This window comes from Peristeroidobacter agariperforans (genome assembly GCF_004138335.1).
Lineage (GTDB): Bacteria > Pseudomonadota > Gammaproteobacteria > Steroidobacterales > Steroidobacteraceae > Steroidobacter > Steroidobacter agariperforans.
In genome coordinates this window covers 1221007-1236749 of record NZ_RYFW01000002.1, presented here as the reverse complement: position 1 = coordinate 1236749, position 15743 = coordinate 1221007, and the positions used below count along the sequence as shown (strand labels likewise).

At 62.3% G+C, this 15743-nt stretch carries 16 protein-coding genes and 1 pseudogene; 10 read left to right on the top strand and 7 right to left on the bottom strand.

The annotated features are described in order from the left end of the window. Window positions 1-10: 10 nt before the first annotated feature. Complete coding sequence (locus EK373_RS19220) at window positions 11-1573, top strand: sodium/sugar symporter (protein WP_129645323.1); 1563 nt, start codon at window positions 11-13, stop codon at window positions 1571-1573. On the opposite strand, the gene EK373_RS19215 is transcribed toward EK373_RS19220, so the two are convergent. Then, window positions 1545-1922, bottom strand: coding sequence for a winged helix-turn-helix transcriptional regulator (locus EK373_RS19215; RefSeq protein WP_129645322.1), 378 nt, complete (start codon window positions 1920-1922; stop codon window positions 1545-1547). The two genes, EK373_RS19220 and EK373_RS19215, sit on opposite strands and share 29 nt — an antisense overlap. 106 nt (window positions 1923-2028) lie before the next feature. On the opposite strand from EK373_RS19215, the gene EK373_RS19210 reads away from it, so the two are divergent. Next, the gene (locus EK373_RS19210; RefSeq protein ID WP_129645321.1) at window positions 2029-2514 is read left to right on the top strand and encodes a cytochrome P460 family protein; all 486 of its coding nucleotides are present in this window, start codon (window positions 2029-2031) and stop codon (window positions 2512-2514) included. 334 nt (window positions 2515-2848) lie between these two features. Here the strand turns inward: EK373_RS19210 and EK373_RS33090 are convergent, their stop codons facing one another. Continuing rightward, entirely contained in the window at window positions 2849-2995 is a 147-nt protein-coding gene (locus EK373_RS33090; RefSeq protein ID WP_157994429.1) for a hypothetical protein, read from the bottom strand. A 221-nt stretch (window positions 2996-3216) separates the two neighbouring features. Here EK373_RS33090 and EK373_RS19205 point away from each other — a divergent pair, with 221 nt between their 5' ends. The 3 genes from EK373_RS19205 (at window position 3217) to EK373_RS19195 (ending at window position 5999) form a co-directional block, all read left to right on the top strand. Beyond that, window positions 3217-4326: an HPP family protein gene (locus EK373_RS19205; protein ID WP_407676206.1), complete on the top strand. Its 1110-nt coding sequence runs from the start codon at window positions 3217-3219 to the stop codon at window positions 4324-4326. Between the two features lie 100 nt (window positions 4327-4426). Continuing rightward, window positions 4427-5617 (top strand): amino acid aminotransferase, encoded by a 1191-nt coding sequence (locus EK373_RS19200; RefSeq protein WP_129645320.1) that lies wholly within the window; start codon window positions 4427-4429, stop codon window positions 5615-5617. Between the two features lies 1 nt (window position 5618). Further along, complete coding sequence (locus EK373_RS19195) at window positions 5619-5999, top strand: VOC family protein (RefSeq protein ID WP_129645319.1); 381 nt, start codon at window positions 5619-5621, stop codon at window positions 5997-5999. Window positions 6000-6002: 3 nt separating this feature from the next. Here the strand turns inward: EK373_RS19195 and EK373_RS19190 are convergent, their stop codons facing one another. Together EK373_RS19190 and EK373_RS19185 are read right to left on the bottom strand one after the other, a co-directional pair. Then, window positions 6003-6425 (bottom strand): ExbD/TolR family protein, encoded by a 423-nt coding sequence (locus EK373_RS19190; protein WP_129645318.1) that lies wholly within the window; start codon window positions 6423-6425, stop codon window positions 6003-6005. Window positions 6426-6564: 139 nt separating this feature from the next. Beyond that, window positions 6565-7416 (bottom strand): class I SAM-dependent methyltransferase, encoded by an 852-nt coding sequence (locus EK373_RS19185; protein WP_129645317.1) that lies wholly within the window; start codon window positions 7414-7416, stop codon window positions 6565-6567. Between the two features lie 212 nt (window positions 7417-7628). On the opposite strand from EK373_RS19185, the gene EK373_RS19180 reads away from it, so the two are divergent. Further along, on the top strand, window positions 7629-8309 hold the full coding sequence (locus tag EK373_RS19180) for a hypothetical protein (RefSeq protein ID WP_129645316.1): 681 nt from the start codon (window positions 7629-7631) through the stop codon (window positions 8307-8309). Here EK373_RS19180 and bla read toward each other — a convergent pair. Further along, window positions 8306-9193: a subclass B3 metallo-beta-lactamase gene (bla, locus tag EK373_RS19175; RefSeq protein WP_157994428.1), complete on the bottom strand. Its 888-nt coding sequence runs from the start codon at window positions 9191-9193 to the stop codon at window positions 8306-8308. The genes EK373_RS19180 and bla overlap by 4 nt on opposite strands. Before the next feature lie 137 nt (window positions 9194-9330). Between bla and EK373_RS19170 the strand changes: the two genes are divergently transcribed. From EK373_RS19170 to EK373_RS19160, 3 genes and pseudogenes are all read left to right on the top strand, one after another. Further along, entirely contained in the window at window positions 9331-10509 is a 1179-nt protein-coding gene (locus tag EK373_RS19170; protein ID WP_129645314.1) for an acyltransferase family protein, read from the top strand. A 177-nt stretch (window positions 10510-10686) separates the two neighbouring features. Further along, a complete protein-coding gene (locus EK373_RS19165) occupies window positions 10687-12792 on the top strand; it encodes a TonB-dependent receptor plug domain-containing protein (RefSeq protein ID WP_129645313.1) in 2106 nt (701 codons plus the stop codon). 36 nt (window positions 12793-12828) lie between these two features. Further along, window positions 12829-12939 (top strand): annotated as a pseudogene (locus EK373_RS19160) (SDR family oxidoreductase); the annotation flags it as partial. Here the strand turns inward: EK373_RS19160 and EK373_RS19155 are convergent. Both EK373_RS19155 and EK373_RS19150 read right to left on the bottom strand, forming a co-directional pair. After that, window positions 12940-13566: a glutathione S-transferase family protein gene (locus tag EK373_RS19155; RefSeq protein WP_129645312.1), complete on the bottom strand. Its 627-nt coding sequence runs from the start codon at window positions 13564-13566 to the stop codon at window positions 12940-12942. Window positions 13567-13649: 83 nt separating this feature from the next. Next, on the bottom strand, window positions 13650-14432 hold the full coding sequence (locus tag EK373_RS19150) for a DUF2182 domain-containing protein (protein WP_129645311.1): 783 nt from the start codon (window positions 14430-14432) through the stop codon (window positions 13650-13652). An 88-nt stretch (window positions 14433-14520) separates the two neighbouring features. Here EK373_RS19150 and EK373_RS19145 point away from each other — a divergent pair, with 88 nt between their 5' ends. After that, on the top strand, window positions 14521-15741 hold the full coding sequence (locus tag EK373_RS19145) for a helix-turn-helix domain-containing protein (RefSeq protein ID WP_129645310.1): 1221 nt from the start codon (window positions 14521-14523) through the stop codon (window positions 15739-15741). Window positions 15742-15743 lie beyond the last annotated feature (2 nt).

Here is a 15743-nt window from a genome sequence, read left to right as displayed (position 1 = left end):
AACAACCAACATGCAGCTAGCCACGCTCGACCTGATCATCATTGTCATCTACGCCATCGGCCTGTTCGCCCTCGCGCAGTGGGTGTCGCGCGAGCGCGGCGGCCAGGAAAAGGATTCGGCTGAATACTTTCTGGCGTCCAAGACCCTGCCCTGGTGGGCCATCGGCGCCTCGCTGATCGCCGCCAACATTTCGGCCGAGCAGATCGTCGGCATGTCGGGCTCGGGCTATGCCATCGGACTTGCGATCGCCTCCTATGAATGGATGGCGGCGCTGACACTGCTGATCGTCGGCAAATGGTTCCTGCCGATTTTCCTGGCGAACAAGATCTACACCATGCCGCAGTTCCTGGAAGAGCGTTACGGAACGCGCATCCGCACCTTGATGGCGGTGTTCTGGCTCGGCCTCTACGTGTTCGTGAATCTCACTTCCATCATCTGGCTGGGCTCGATTGCCGTGGCGAAGGTCACTGGCGCCGATCAGACCTGGGCACTGGTGGGATTAGGTGTGTTCGCGCTCCTGTATCAGCTGCGCGGTGGTTTACGCGCGGTTGCCATGACCGACATCGTGCAGGTGTCCCTGCTGGTGCTCGGCGGACTGATGGTTTCGTACCTGACGCTGAACAAGATCAGTGGCGGCAACGGCGTCGTGGCGGGCTTCGACACCCTGCTCGAACGCGCACCGGGACATTTCCACATGATCCTCGACGCTCTGCACCCCTATTACAAAGATCTGCCCGGCTTGTCGGTGCTGATCGGCGGCATGTGGATCGCGAACCTCAGCTACTGGGGCTTCAATCAATACATCATCCAGCGTGCGCTGGCGGCGAAAAGCTTGGGCGAAGCGCAGAAGGGCGTGATCTTTGCCGCCTTCCTGAAGTTGCTGATGCCGGTGATCATCGTATTGCCGGGCATCGCCGCCGTGATTCTCGCGCCGGATCTGGCGAAGCCCGATGAAGCCTATCCGACCATGATGCGGCTGTTGCCCACGGGCATTGCCGGCTTGGTGTTCGCGGCGCTGATCGCGGCGATCATTGCGTCCACCGCGTCCAAGATCAACTCGATCGCGACCATCTTTACGCTGGACATCTATAACAAGATGGGCCAGCCGAAGCCCGAGAGGCAGCTGGTGCTGGTTGGGCGCATTACCGCCGTCGTTTCGATCCTCCTGGCGATCATGACGGCGCGTCCGCTGCTCGGCAGCTTCGATCAGGCGTTCCAGTACATCCAGGAGTACACCGGCTTCTTCACGCCGGGCATCGTCGTGATCTTCATGCTCGGCTTGTTCTGGAAGCGCGCCACCGAAGCCGGAGCGCTCGCGGCGACGATTGGCTCATTCGCGCTCTCGATTGCAATCAAGGCGCTGTGGCCTGGCCTGCCCTTCCTGGATCGCATGATGGTCGTGTTCCTGCTGGCGCTGGCACTCGCAATCGTGTTCTCGCTGTTGCAACCGGCGGCAGCCTCGAAGAGCCAGGTCAACACTACGGATGTGAGTTACAAGACCTCGGCGAGTTTCAACGTGTGCTCGCTCGGCGTGGTGCTGATCCTCACTGCGCTCTATACGGTGTGGTGGTAAGTCGATTACGTTCGGCATCGAGCGCCGTGATCTGATCGATCACGGCGCCGAATCTCTTGCCGAAGTCCGTCAATCGATACTCGACTCGCGGCGGCACTTCAGCGAACACTTCGCGTTCGATGATTTCATAGCGCAGCAGCTTGCGCAGGCGCTCGTTCAGCACCTTCGCCGTCAATCCTTCCACGCGCCGCTGCATGGCCCCCGGCCGCTTCACGCCGGAGCGCACCAGCGACAGCACGGTCAGCGACCATTTGCAGCCGATGATGTCCTCCACCATGCGCGCCGCGGTCGGCGGCTTCGGTGTTCTCACCGCTAATTTTTTTTCACTGGCCTTTTTCAGCGCTGGCATCGATGTACACCAAAAAGTAACCAAGCCACCGTTTGGAGCCTGCTTCACGGCGGCGTGAGCACATCCTACGCTGCCCCTCACCGACATTGCAGCACCGAGGTGCACCGTGAAGCTCTCCATCGCTCTCGCCATCCCCGCCGCTCTAGTCATCGGCGCAGTCGCGGTCAACGCGGCAACGGACGCTGTGCCTTATCCGCAAGGCTATCGACAGTGGCAGCACATCAAGTCCATGGTCATCCAGACCGGCCATCCGCTGCACGCTTCTTTCGGCGGCATTCATCATCTCTATGCGAATGAGAAGGCGCGGGCGGGATATCGCAGCGGCAAGTTCCCCGACGGCTCGACCATCGTGTTCGATCTGCTCGAAGCCAACGACGCCGATTCGGCAATCACCGAAGGCAAGCGCAAAGTCGTCGGTGTCATGCTCAAGGACACCAGAAAATATGCCGCGACCGGCGGCTGGGGATTCGAAGGATTCGCCGGCGACAGCCCTACCGAGCGCGTGGTCGGCGACAAGGCCGCGACCGCCTGTTTCACCTGCCACATCGCCCGGCAGCAACAGGACTTCGTGTTCAGCAGTTATCGGGAATGACGGTATGCCCAACGCGGCGTGCAGTGGGCTCGCGCGTGTTGTTATACGTTCTCGTGTGCATCTAACGCGGCCATGAATGCGACGATACTTGGCGTGACCGATGAGTGCCTTTCCACCCACGCCGGATCCAGGTATTCAACAACCGTCCTGCCGTCGAGGAGGCTCAGCACGGATGAGCTCTGCGACGCTTGCAGCAGGACATGAGCACGATCCAGGACCTTCCGACCAAGAGCCGCGTCAGGTTCGCCAATGGCCTCGGCACATTCCTTCTGGATAGCGACAATGAGCTTTCCCGCTGCAATCCCGACAGGATTTCGCTTCCGCCGCATCACGCTCAGTTCGCCCCGATAAACTTGACGACCGCACTCACACCGTTCACTTCGATCTGTGCCCGATAGTGCTCGATCAACTCGAGCATCGAAGCGTCAGATGGCGGATGACTCCGATCCTCGGCCGACCCCGCCTCGATCGTGTCGCTCATGTGTCGGCCCTGCTGTCGCCCGGCGGACACGATAGTGCCGCCGCGTTGCCAGCGTCAATCTGGCGGGAATAACGGTATGCCCAGCCGACCCAGTGACAGCCGCCCGGCGCACTCGTATATTGCGCGCCCTTTGTTCCTCCGCCCTGGTGTTTGTGCCGCCTTTCGACCCGCCGCGCACGGTTGCGCCTTCTCGCAGTCCCACCTGGCAAGAAAACGTCTCGATCTGGCTGAAAGGCTTCCTCCCCGCTCCGCTCACTGTCGATACCTCGGAGCAATGGCGCGCCATCGTCGGCGCCATGTTGGGCATCGTGATCACAGCGGTCTTATGTCGGCTCTGCGCCAGCCCGGAGACAGCAATGTGGTTGATCGCGCCGCTCGGTGCGACCGCCGTGTTGGTGTTCGCCGTACCTGCGAGTCCCCTGGCGCAACCTTGGTCAGTGGTCGGCGGCAACACCGTCTCCGCCTTGATGGGTGTCCTGTGCGTCCAGCTGATCGACGACCCCGCTCTTGCTGCGGGCGTCGCGGTGGCAGCGGCGCTGGTGGCGATGTTTGCTCTTCGTTGCCTGCATCCGCCCGGCGGCGCAGCCGCGCTGCTTGCGGTCCTAGCACATGCAAACTCGCTCGACTTCGTACTCTTCCCCGTGCTGACCAACAGCGTTCTGCTGGTCCTCGTCGGCATCGTCTATAACACCGCGACAGGTCGCCGCTATCCGCACGGCCAGGTGATCGAGCGCGCCCACGTGCCGAACAGCCGTTTCAGCTCCGCCGATCTCGACGAGGTGCTGAAACGTTACAACCAGGTGCTCGACGTGAGCCGCGACGAGCTGGAGAACATCCTGCACATGGCCGAGATGAACGCCATGGAACGGCGCATGAGCGAGCTGCGCTGCGAAGACATCATGACGCGCACCGTCTTCACGGTCGAATACGGCACCGACCTGCAAGAAGCCTGGGCGCTCATGCGTCGCCATCGGGTCAAGGCGCTGCCCGTGGTCGATCGGCATCGACGCATCATCGGCATCATTTCGCTCGCCGACTTCATGCGCCACGCCGACGTGGACCGCAGCAATCTGATGCGCGAGCGACTCAATCTGCTGATCAAGCGCAGCGGCAACACTCACGCGACCAAGCCCGAGGCCGTTGGCCAGATCATGTGCCACAAGGTGCGCGTCGTCAGCGCGGACCGATCGGTGGGCGAGCTGATGCCGATCTTCTCCGAGCACGGCCATCATCACATCCCGGTCATCTGCGATGACAACCGACTGGTCGGCATCATCACCCAGTCGGATTTCGTGCGCGCGCTGTATCGATCGGGCGGCGTGCAAGGCTGAACGGGCGGTAGGCGCCTGCCCATGGCCGAGCGGCCCGCATCTCTCTAATATATGGGGTTTCGGCGCACCGCCACGCCTCGCATTTCACGGAGTTGCCCCCTTGTTCGAGAACCTGCAAGCGCTTCCCGAAGACCCCATCCTCGGCCTGATGGCGGCCTTTCGCGCCGACACGGCTGCCACGAAAATCGATCTGGGCGTAGGCGTTTATAAAGACGAGCATGGCAAAACCCCCGTGTTGCGCGCCGTGCGGGCCGCCGAGCAGGCAGTGCTCGCCGACCAACAGACCAAGACATACGTCGGGCCGGCTGGCAACGAGCAGTTCAATGCGCTGATCGCCGAACTGGTTCTCGGCAGCAAACATCCGGCACTGACCAGCGGCCGCGTGCGAGCAGTGCAATCGCCGGGCGGATGTGGAGCCTTGCGTTTGGGCGCAGAACTGCTGACCGTCGGCGGCGCGCGCCCGACGGTTCACGTCAGCGATCCGACCTGGGCCAATCACGTGCCGCTGCTCAGCGGCGCAGGATTGCAGCTCGAGCGCTATCCCTACTTCGAACATCGCACCGGCACGGTGAAATTCGACGCCATGCTCGAGCGTCTGAGCTCGCTGCCCGCGGGCGATGTCGTGTTGTTGCACGGCTGCTGTCACAACCCGACGGGTGCGGATCTATCGATCGCACAGTGGCGCAAGATTGCCGACGTGTTGTTGCAACGTCGGCTCGTGCCGTACGTCGATATCGCATATCAAGGTTTGGGCGAAGGCATCGAAGCGGATGCCGAAGGCGCTCGTCTGATTGCGGCGACGGTGCCCGAAGCGCTCATCGCCGTGTCGTGCTCGAAGAACTTCGGTTTGTATCGTGAACGCGTCGGCGCGCTCATGGTGCTGTCGGAGTCCGGCACGCAGACGAACGCCGCGACCAGTCATCTACGCAAAATCGCTCGCGGCGTTTGGTCGATGCCGCCGGATCACGGCGCAGCCATTGTCGCGCGCATCCTTAGCGACACGAAGCTCAGTGAAGATTGGCGCAACGAAGTCGACGCCATGCGCAACCGGATGCTTTCGCTCCGTAGCGCGCTGTCCGCGGCGCTGGCCAAGACTTGCAGCGCCGAGATGGCTTCTGTGATCGAAAAACAGCGCGGCATGTTCTCGACCATCCCGGTGACGCCGGAGGCGGCCGATACACTGCGCCAGCAGCACCACATCTATATGACGCGCGATGGCCGTATCAACATCGCGGGTGTCAGCATGGAATCGATCGATTACATCGCCAAGGCGATCGGTTCGGTCGCCTGACATGCTTCATCACATCTCGTTCGCCGTCCGCGATCTGCAGCGGGCGGCCTGCTTCTACGATGCGGCGCTCGCGCCGCTGGGCTTCGTGCGCGTCTGGAGCGACGATACGGCGGTGGGCTATGGCTATCCGGGCGGCGACGACAAGCTGGCATTGAAGCTCGTGCCGAAAGGCATCGTCATTCCCGGGCCTGGTTTTCATCTGGCGCTCGCGGCCCAAGCCCGCGATCAAGTCGATCGCTTTCACGCTGCCGCGCTGGAACACGGCGGGCAAGATAACGGGCCGCCGGGACTGCGTCTCGATTACGGCCCGCACTATTACGCCGCGTTCGTGCTCGACCCCGACGGCTATCGGATCGAAGCCGTGATCAATACGCCCGGCTGACGACTACTTCTCAATGAATTGTTCCTGGCCCGCGAAGCCAATGCGCTGCATGCCGCTGCGCTGAGCGCTGCCAAGCACCTGCGCGACGTAATCGTACTTCGCGCGTTTGTCCGGTCGAACGTGCAGCTCGGGCTGATTGGGCCTGGCTGCCTCGGCACGGAAGTACTGCTCCAGTTGCGCGAGGCTTTCGATCACCGCGCCGTTCCAGAGAATGGTGCCGTCGTAATCAATCGTCAGATCGATTTTTTCGGTCGTCGCCGCCTTGCCGTCGGGTTTGACGGGCAGATCCAGTTTGATGTTGTTGGTCACCACCGGCAGCGTGATGATGAACATGATCAGCAGCACCAGCATGACGTCGATCAACGGCGTCGTATTCATATCCACCAACGGCTCGCCACTAGCACTCGCGGAAACGCTCATCGCCATGACGTAACTCCTTTCTGTGAGAGCTATCGACCAGGAACATGATCGCGTAATGGATGGAAACTAACGCGGCCCGCGCACAGCTCAAGCTGGTACAAGCCACTTGAACTTTCCTGCGGGGCGCCGGTCGATATGAATTCGCTCAGTGTTTCCTCGTCGCAGTCACGAGCCAGCACGCCATCCCGAAGTGCGCGGCGCCATTCTTGATATAAGGCTGGAAGGCGGCGTGCACGACTTCTGTTACGCGCGCTCGCGTCGCCTCGTCCACTTCTCTCAACGCAAGCCCCACCGGCCCGAGCCTGGTCACATAGGCGAGCAACTCGCTTTCGGCGATCGTTCCTTCCGCATCCAACGGCTGCACGTCGATGTCGCTCCAGCCGCCGGCTTGCAGGATGCCTCGAACCCGATTGCCATCCGCGAACGCGAACTGCCCAGGAGCATTCGGATCGGGCTTGGGCATGTTTGTCAGCAATGGCTCGGCCGCGCGTTTGGCCGTCGTCATGAACGGATTCTCCGCGGGACTCCGCCACGCAACGAGGGCCAACTTCGCGCCGATGCGCATCGCGCGACGGATATTGTCGAACGCTGCTTCCGGAGCATCGAAGAACATGACCCCGAACCGAGAGATCATCGCATCGAAACTGCCCGGAACGAACGCATGAGTCTGCGCATCCGCCTGTACGAATGTCGCTGTATCGATTCCATCAGCAGCCGCACGCTGCCTCGCGGCCGCTAGCAACGGCCCAGAAATATCCACCCCGACACACCTGCCGCTCGTACCCAATCGTTTCGCCATCGCAAGCGTCGTCGCTCCCGAGCCGCAGCCCACGTCGAGCACACGACCGGCCTGCCCTGGAAATGCCGCTTCGATCAGTGGCGCCTCAAACGGCGACAGCATCCGATCGAGCACCGGCTGCATTTCCACCCAGGTCCGCCCCGACGCGTCGTTCCAGAGCGCCACCTGATCCTGATTGGCAACGAGCGCTTCGCTCATACTGTCCTCTGTTCGGCGCTACTGCGGCGATGCGGCCAATGTACAAGCTCAAGTGGGCTTGAGGTCAAGCGGTATCGATAGCTTTGGCACGCAGCGGGCGTTCGCAGCAACGCTGTGGCTCACCGTAGGTGAACGTGAAATCCCGTAGACCCCGCCGTGGAACTAGCGGCGAGCCGCATCGTTATCGCTGCCGAGGCCACGGGGGTATGAACATGAATTCGTCCAACTGGATTGCGAGAGGCGTTATCGCGCTCGGTATAAGTACAGCACCATTCCTTGCTCATGGGCAGGACAGCTCCGCTGGCCGATGGTCGCTCGGCGTCACCGGCGGCACGCTGGGCGTTGGACCAGAGCTGGCATTTCGTGCCAGCCCATATCTCGGAGCGCGCGCAAACGCAGGTTTCCTGACGATCTCGCGCGACGAGGAAGTAGATGACATCAGCTACGATGGCGATCTGAATCTGAACTCGTTCGGCGTCATGCTGGACTGGTATCCCACCGGCGACGGCCTGCGGATTTCCGTGGGCGCACGGGCGAACAATAACGAGGTCGAGTTGGTGGGAGCGCCGACCACGAATGTCACGATTGGCGGTACGACCTATTCGCCGGCACAGGTAGGCACGCTCGTCGGCACCGTGACGACGGATGACTTCGCTCCGGCGTTGACGATCGGCTATGGCGGTACGCTCGCGAAAGGTTTCACGCTGGGCGCCGAGATAGGTGTGCTTTGGCAGGGGAAACCGACCATCGACAACTTGCGTGCGACCGGGCCGCTCGCCGGCACGAACCAGTTTCAAGCCGACATCGAGCGCGAACAGCAGCGCATCGAGGATGAGGTAAGCGATTACGACCTGTGGCCCATCCTCCAGCTGGCGTTCTTGTATCGGTTTTAGTGCTGAGCGCTTTTCTCGCTGGCCAGCCGCTTGTCGAGCAACTGGCGCGTCGTTGCTACGTAACGCTTGCAGGCCGCTGAATCGATGAGCTTGGCTCGATCGCCGTGGCCGCGCTCATCGATGGCAGCCGATAACCCCGACAGCTCGGGGTGCGCCGTGATCAAGATGTCACAGGGCGCGGCCGAGATCGCCGCCATGCTCGTGCTCAGCTCCTTCGCCGCTGTTGGCCAGCGCGGGTCGCCGCCGTACTTGAACGATTTGTCCGAGACCGCGTTCAAGCTGTCGCTGTAAACCAAATTCAAGCAGCGCTCCGCTTCGCAAGACTGCCAGCGCCAGGATGTGCCACCCGGTGCGTGGCCGGGTGTATGGATCACGCTCAGCTTCAATGTGCCCACTTGCAACGATGGCCTCTGGCCCAAGGCTTCCACATTGCTCACGGCGGGGAATGGGAGCAGATGCTCAACCTGCGGATCGTCGGACTCTACGCGACCACTACGCAGGACCGGTGCAGCTTTGTCGCTCGCGATCACTTTCGCACCCGTCAGTTTCTGCAGCTCGGCAATACCGCCGGCATGATCGTAGTGTGTATGTGAGTTCACGATGACTTTCACATCGGTCAGCTTGAAGCCCAACTGCTCGACATGCTTCGCGATCAACGGCGCCGACTGCGGCAAGGCGCCGTCGATCAACACGTGACCTTGCGGCGATGTGATCAATACCGAGCTCAAGCCGTGGGGCCCCACATAGTAAGTGTTGCCGTAGATCTGAAACGGAACCTGCTCCTTGTTCCAGGCTTCACACCGCGAGCACTCGATCGGGGCAGCATTTACAGAGCCCACCAGCGACAACGACGTAACGGCACTCAAGATCCAGCTGCGCGACATGTAATTTCTCCTTAGTCCGCCAAGCATAGCGTCGCCGCGCGCGCAGATCGTGATCAATTGTGGCAGCAGCGCCAGTGTTCGCAGATCGCGACAACTGCGCATGCAGCCAGCGCGCTGTTAACCTCCCGCCTTTCCCGATGAAAGTCCACCAAGCTCAATACGTCCCCGGACTAGACCTGCTGCGGTTTTTCGCCGCTTGCATCGTCATGGTGTTCCACCTTGCCTTCTGGTCGTGGGCCTTCCCCGCGGGGCAGATCGCGCTCGCCTCGCACGGTGTGGCCGATTTCCAGGATTGGGATACCTTCGCGCCGTTCGGCTGGGCTGGCGTGCAGATCTTTTTCGTGATCTCCGGCTTCGTCATCGTGGTGTCGGCGGAGCGCAGCTCGCCGTATAAATTTTTCGTGAGCCGCTTCACGCGACTGGTGCCCGCCGTGTGGATCTGCGCCACCATCGCTTTGCTGGCCTGGCTGCTGGTCGACTCTGGTATGCGGCCCCTCTCGCTATTTGCGATGTATGTTCGCAGCGTTGCGTTCTTTCCGACCGGTGCGTGGATCGACAGCGTCTACTGGACGCTCGGGGTCGAGATCTGCTTCTACGCGTTGATGTTCGTGTTGCTGACCATCGACCGGCAGCGCTGGATCAAGCCCCTCATGTGCGGCATCGGTCTGATCAGCACGCTGTTCTGGATCGGTTACACCCTTGCCGCTCAGGACAAGGACAGTGCCGTATTCGAGTTGTTCAGCCGCGTGCAATGGTCGAGGCTGGCGCAGTTGCTGCTGATACAGCACGGCGTGTTCTTCGCTTTTGGCGTGCTGCTGTGGTCGCACTTCTTGAAGAAAGCCTCGCGCGCCCACTTCGCCTGGCTCGCACTATTCGCGGTCGGCGGCTGTTTGCAGATCGCGGGCGAAAGCGTGTTGAAGCTGGAGAAGACCGGCATGTCGTTCTCGCCTCTCACGCCGTGTCTCATCTGGCTGAGTGCGATGCTGTTCTTCTGGATCGTGGTCGCCAACAACGCCCGCGTCCAGCAATTGCCCGGCTGGTGTCTGCAGCTGCTGCGACGGCTCGGCTTGATGACCTATCCGCTCTACCTGCTCCATAGTGTGACTGGCGGAGCGTTGTTGGGCGTGTTCGTCGAATGGGGCATTCCGACCGGAATGGCGCTGGCCGGCAGCGTGACCCTCGTGCTGGCGCTGAGCTGGTGGATCTCGAAAGTTCCGGAGCCGGCGCTGCAGAACTCGACGCGAGCGCTGTTCGCAGCACTGCAAGCTCGCTGGCAAGCCACCCACCACGGCGCCGAGGTTCGCGATCCCGGCTGACGCATAAATCGCTAGCGCAGACATCTTCCACTGCTCCACCGTGGGCCGCTTGATCCTTGCAAGCGGCCGGTGCTTTGGCGCGCGAATCACATGATCCTCTCCGCGGCCGCCACCTAAACTTCTTGTTAAGAACCGCGGCCGTCAGAGCCGCGGACACCCACAAAGCAGTGGACTGTCATGCGGGATCGCCAATCTCTCGTTTCGTCCCGTCGCGTCCGCGGCGGATTTGTCGCCTGCATCCCATTTGCAGCGGCCCTTGCCTCCGAGCCCGCCACCACCAGCGAGCCCGACGATCCGCCCATCGGCGGCGCGCCGATCTCGGCGGTGCCGATCGATGCGGGCGCCGGTGTGATTCGCTACGAAGCGAGCTTCTTCACGGAATTCCAGCCGACCACGGCCTTGGACATGGTCAAGCGTCTGCCAGGCTTCGCATTCGATCCGGGAGACACGACGGTGCGAGGCTTCGCCGGCGCACTCGGCAACGTGCTGATCGACGGCCAGCGCCCGGCATCGAAAGCCGTGCTGCTCGAAGACGTGCTTCGACGCATTCCCGTGTCCGGTGTCGCCACGATCGAAGTGATTCGAGGCGGCGCGCCCGGCATCAACATGCAAGGTCAATCGGTCGTCGCGAACGTCGTCCGTCGCAGCGGCAACATGAGCACGCACGCCGGCGAAGTCACTGGATTGTTTGCAACCGAGCACGAGCCTGGCATCGGGCTGCGGCTGGAATCCGCCAGCAACATCGACCGGCTCTCGCTCAACGGCACGCTCAACGTCCGCGACGAGCAACAATACGGCAACTCCGGCAGCGGCGAACTGATCCGGCGCAACGCAGAGCGCGAGCTCATTCTTGCCAGCGACTTCGAAACCGACTGGCGTCAGCGCCAATATCAGGCGAACGGTTCGGCCGAATACCAGGGCGATGCCGGGCTATTGCGCATCAACCTGGGCGGCACCAGCCAGGATACGAAACAGCTCGACATCCTCACGCCGCGCAGCGGCGTCCCGCAGACCTTCGACTCGACCGTTGTCACCGACATCCGGCTGGATCAGGGGGAAGCCGGCGTCGATTACGAACATACGTTCAGCGATGCACTCACCGGCCGCGCGCTGCTGCTGCAGACACTGGAACGAAAAGTCATCGCCGCGGACTCGATCGATGCTTTCAACCTGCAAAGCTCCGAAGACGAAGCGTTTCGCGGCGAGTCCATCCTGCGCAGCTCGGCGACTTATCGCGCCTCCCCGGCCCTGACCGTCGAGAGCGGGCTCGAAGGCGCATACAACTTTCTGGACGTCGACGCTCGCCTCAGCCGCGATGGCACGCCCGTGGAGCTGCCCGCCGACACCGTGAAGATCGAAGAACGTCGTGGCGAGGCATTCGTCGATTTTCGCTGGAAAGTCACGCCGCGCCTGGCGAGCGACATCGGCATGCGTTACGAAGTCTCGACGATCAGCCAGTCCGGCGATCACGACGCCAAGCGCACGCTCAGTTATCCGAAACCGCGCGTCATGGTCAGGTTCGATATGGACAGCGACATCCAGTTGCGAGGTCGCATCGAACGCACGGTCAGCCAGCTCGAGTTCCGCGACTTCGCCTCACAAGCGTCGCTCGATGCGGGCACCATCAACGGCGGCAACGCCGAGCTGCGGCCCGAGAACGCCTGGGAGTTCGAAGGCGCCGTCGAAAAACGCTTCTGGGGCAGCGGCGCGATCGTGCTGAGTTACACCTACTCGAGGGTCAGCGATGTGGTCGATCTGGTGCCGGTGGGCGAATTCGATGCGCCCGGCAACCTCGGCGACGGCACACGCGAAAAGATCGCTCTCGGTTTGTCACTGCCGCTGGACCGGATCGGCCTGTCCGGCACGCAGCTGCGCTTCGACGGCGACTGGAACTGGTCCAAGGTCGACGATCCGGTGACGCACGAGTCACGACGCATCACCAAACATGCGCCGGTGGGCGGCGACGTGCTCATCACCAAGGAGTTTCCGACCCTGAACTCGACGCTGTCGCTCGAAAACTCATACAGTGCGCGCGAGACCTATTTCCGCATTGGCGAGGTGCGCACCGATCATTGGGATCATTTCCTCCGGCTGTATTGGGATTGGACACCCAGGGCCGACACCGTGATCCGCCTGATGTTCAACAACTTCACGGGTCGTCCGAAGAGTCGGTGGCGCACGGTCTATGACGGCACGCGAGCGAGCGGTGAAATCCTTTATCACGAGGATCGTCACATCGACGCCCTCCGGTTCGTGCAGCTGCAAGTCCGCAAGACGTTCTGACGCGCTTCGGCTGTTGAAATAATCCGGCGCCACTGCATGGGCACGCCGCTCGAGCTCGCGAAGGCCGCGGTGTTCCTGGCCTCCGACGAGTCCCGTTTCATGCTCGGCAGTGAACTGCTCGTGGACGGCGGCGTCAGCACGCTGTGATCAAGCTGCCTCCACGGTCTTCAGTGCATCTTTGATTCGCATTGCCGCTTTGGGGCGGTCGTACATGCGCTTCATGTAGCCGAGCAGCGTCGGGCACTCATCGAGCAGCCCGGCTTCGTTGCCCCAATCGAGCGTATAGGCGGCGATGAAGTCGCCGACGCTCACCCGGTCGCCGACCAGAAATGCCCTGCCCTGCATGTGCTGCTCCAGCACCGCGGCCATCTTCCTGAACTCGCCCTTGGCGATCTCGATATCCGTAGCCTGGCGCTGCTCTTCCGGGTACAGGAACGAATTGCGCGCGATCCGCCACAACGGCTGCTCTAGTTCGGTGACGATGAACAGCATCCAACGATTGAGCTGCGCGCGCTGCTTGAGATCAGTTGGCAGCAAGCCCTTCTGCGGATATTTCTCGGCCAGGTAGACCACGATGGCCACCGACTCGGTCACCACGAAATCGCCGTCGACCAGCGTGGGCACTTTGCCGGTGGGATTGAGCGCCAGATATTCCGGCGTCTGGCCCGCGCCTTCGAGCAGTTTGATTTCGACGGCGTCGAACGGCAGGTCCAGCTCCTGCAAGGCCCAGCGGGCTCGAATCGAACGGGTGGGTGCGAACTCGTACAACTTCATGGGCGCCTCTCCTTCCAAGGTAGCTCAAAGACGAACCAGCACCCCCAAAACCGACACGCAACGAACGCTCGACCCGAAAAAAGCTACAGGGCCGCAAGCGTCATCCAGGACCCGAGCCCGATCAACAGAATGCCGATACCCCGAGCGATCCGCTGCCCGGCAGGCGCAAGCCGCTCCAGGGAGATGGCCGCCGCCACAGCCGCCATCGCTCGCAGGTCCATCACCCCCACGACCAGCAGGATCAAGGTCAGACCTGCACAGCAGTGCGCGCAGTGAATGCCCAATCGAAGGCCATGCCGCCAGGCCGTCGCGGCATCCGCTCGCAAGCAACCAGCGCAAGCCAGTGAGTGACGACAGCACGCAAGATGATGGGCCTTCCAGGTCGTGAACTGAAGCGCGCCCGCCAGCAGGACGATCGCACCTGTTGCGACGGGCACGGCGCGGGCGATCGTCGGCGCTTGCATCTCGAGGCTGGCCAGCATCATGCCGACAGGAAAAGCCATCAGTCCGAGCAGCGTCCATACAAAGAAATAACCGGCGCCGACCAGCATCGTCAGTCGCCCCAAGCGCGCCTCGCCGGCCTCACCTACAGCGCGTCGGTAGCGACTCAGCATGGGGACCAACGATGGCAGCATCATCGCAACCATCATCACCATCCACATGCCGGCGAAGCTCGCAGTGGCGCCGATCCAGCTCTGTCCCGGCATTCGCATCCAGGCCATGGACATGGTCCAGCCGCCGGGCATGGGCATTCCGCCCATCGCCGACATCGACGCGCACCAGACGACGGTCACCGTCACACTGGTTGCGAACAGCAGCGCCGAAACAGCATAAAAGGCCGACTCGGCAGTCAGGTCTCGCGTCATGGGTCCGCGCTCCGTTGGTATGCTTTACTGCCAGGCAGCGTAAGCACCCCAAGGCCGCCGTGGGAGTTACAAGTTTGACGGGATTCAGATGGATTCAATGATCACCGCCGCCGCGCGGGCGCTATCGGCGGGCGATCCACTCGGCGCGCTGAAGCGCGTTGCCCTACGCGACGACGCGCCTGCCCTGGCGCTACGAGGCATCGCCATGGCGCAGCTGGGCGATTTCGTCAGAGCGAAAGCGCTCGTTCGAAGCGCCGCGCGTGCGTTCGGTCCGAAAGAAACGATGGCCCGGGCCCGGTGCGTCGTCGCCGAAGCCGAAATTGCACTGGCCTCGCGCGACCTGCACTGGCCACAAAAGGCACTCGATACAGCACGCGTGACGCTCGAAACCCACGGCGACACGACCAACGCCGCACTGGCTCGATATCTCGAAATCCGCCGTCTGCTGTTGATCGGGCGCGTCGATGCGGCCGAACAACTGCTGGCCGAACTCGACTTCGCCTCCATGCCGACGGCGCTGAGAGCCGCTCATGAATTGATCGTTGCAGGCATCGCGATGAGACGCGTTGATTCCAAGACGGCTCGCGCCGCCCTCACTCGTGCTAGACGCGCCGCTCGCGAAGCGAGGATTCCGGCACTGAGCGCCGAGGTCGAGAACGCGTCACACGTATTGAATTCGCCCGCGGCTCGCTTGATCGCTCGCGGCGAAGAACGCCCGCTCGCGCTCGACGAAGTCGAAGCCGTGCTCGCCTCCAAAGCGCTGGTGGTCGACGCGTGCCGTCACGTCATTCGTAACGGACGCTCGTCGGTTTCACTCGCGACACGTCCGGTGCTTTTCACGCTGGCTCGCGCATTGGCCGAGGCCTGGCCGGAAGATGTTGCGCGAGGCACGCTCATCACTCGAGCGTTCCGAGCAAAGCTCGCCGATGAGTCGCATCGTGCCAGGTTGCGTGTCGAGATGGGCCGACTGCGTTCGAAGCTACGAACGTTTGCGAATGTGAGCGCGACGGAACGTGGATTTTCATTGGCGGCACGTAGCGCGCGCGAGGTCGTCGTGCTGGCGCGTCCCGTCGAAGAAGAATATGCGTCGGTGCTCGCGTTACTGTCCGATGGGGAATCGTGGTCCAGCTCGGCGCTGGCTCTGGGCCTCGGCGCCAGTCAACGCACCGTGCAACGCGCGCTCGACTCGCTGGCCGAGACCGGCAAAGTGCAGTCGTTCGGTCGCGGCCGCGCCCGTCGCTGGATGACGCCGCCCGTGCCGGGATTCGCGACGACCTTGTTACTCCCTGCTCCGCTGCCGAGCGACTAGGA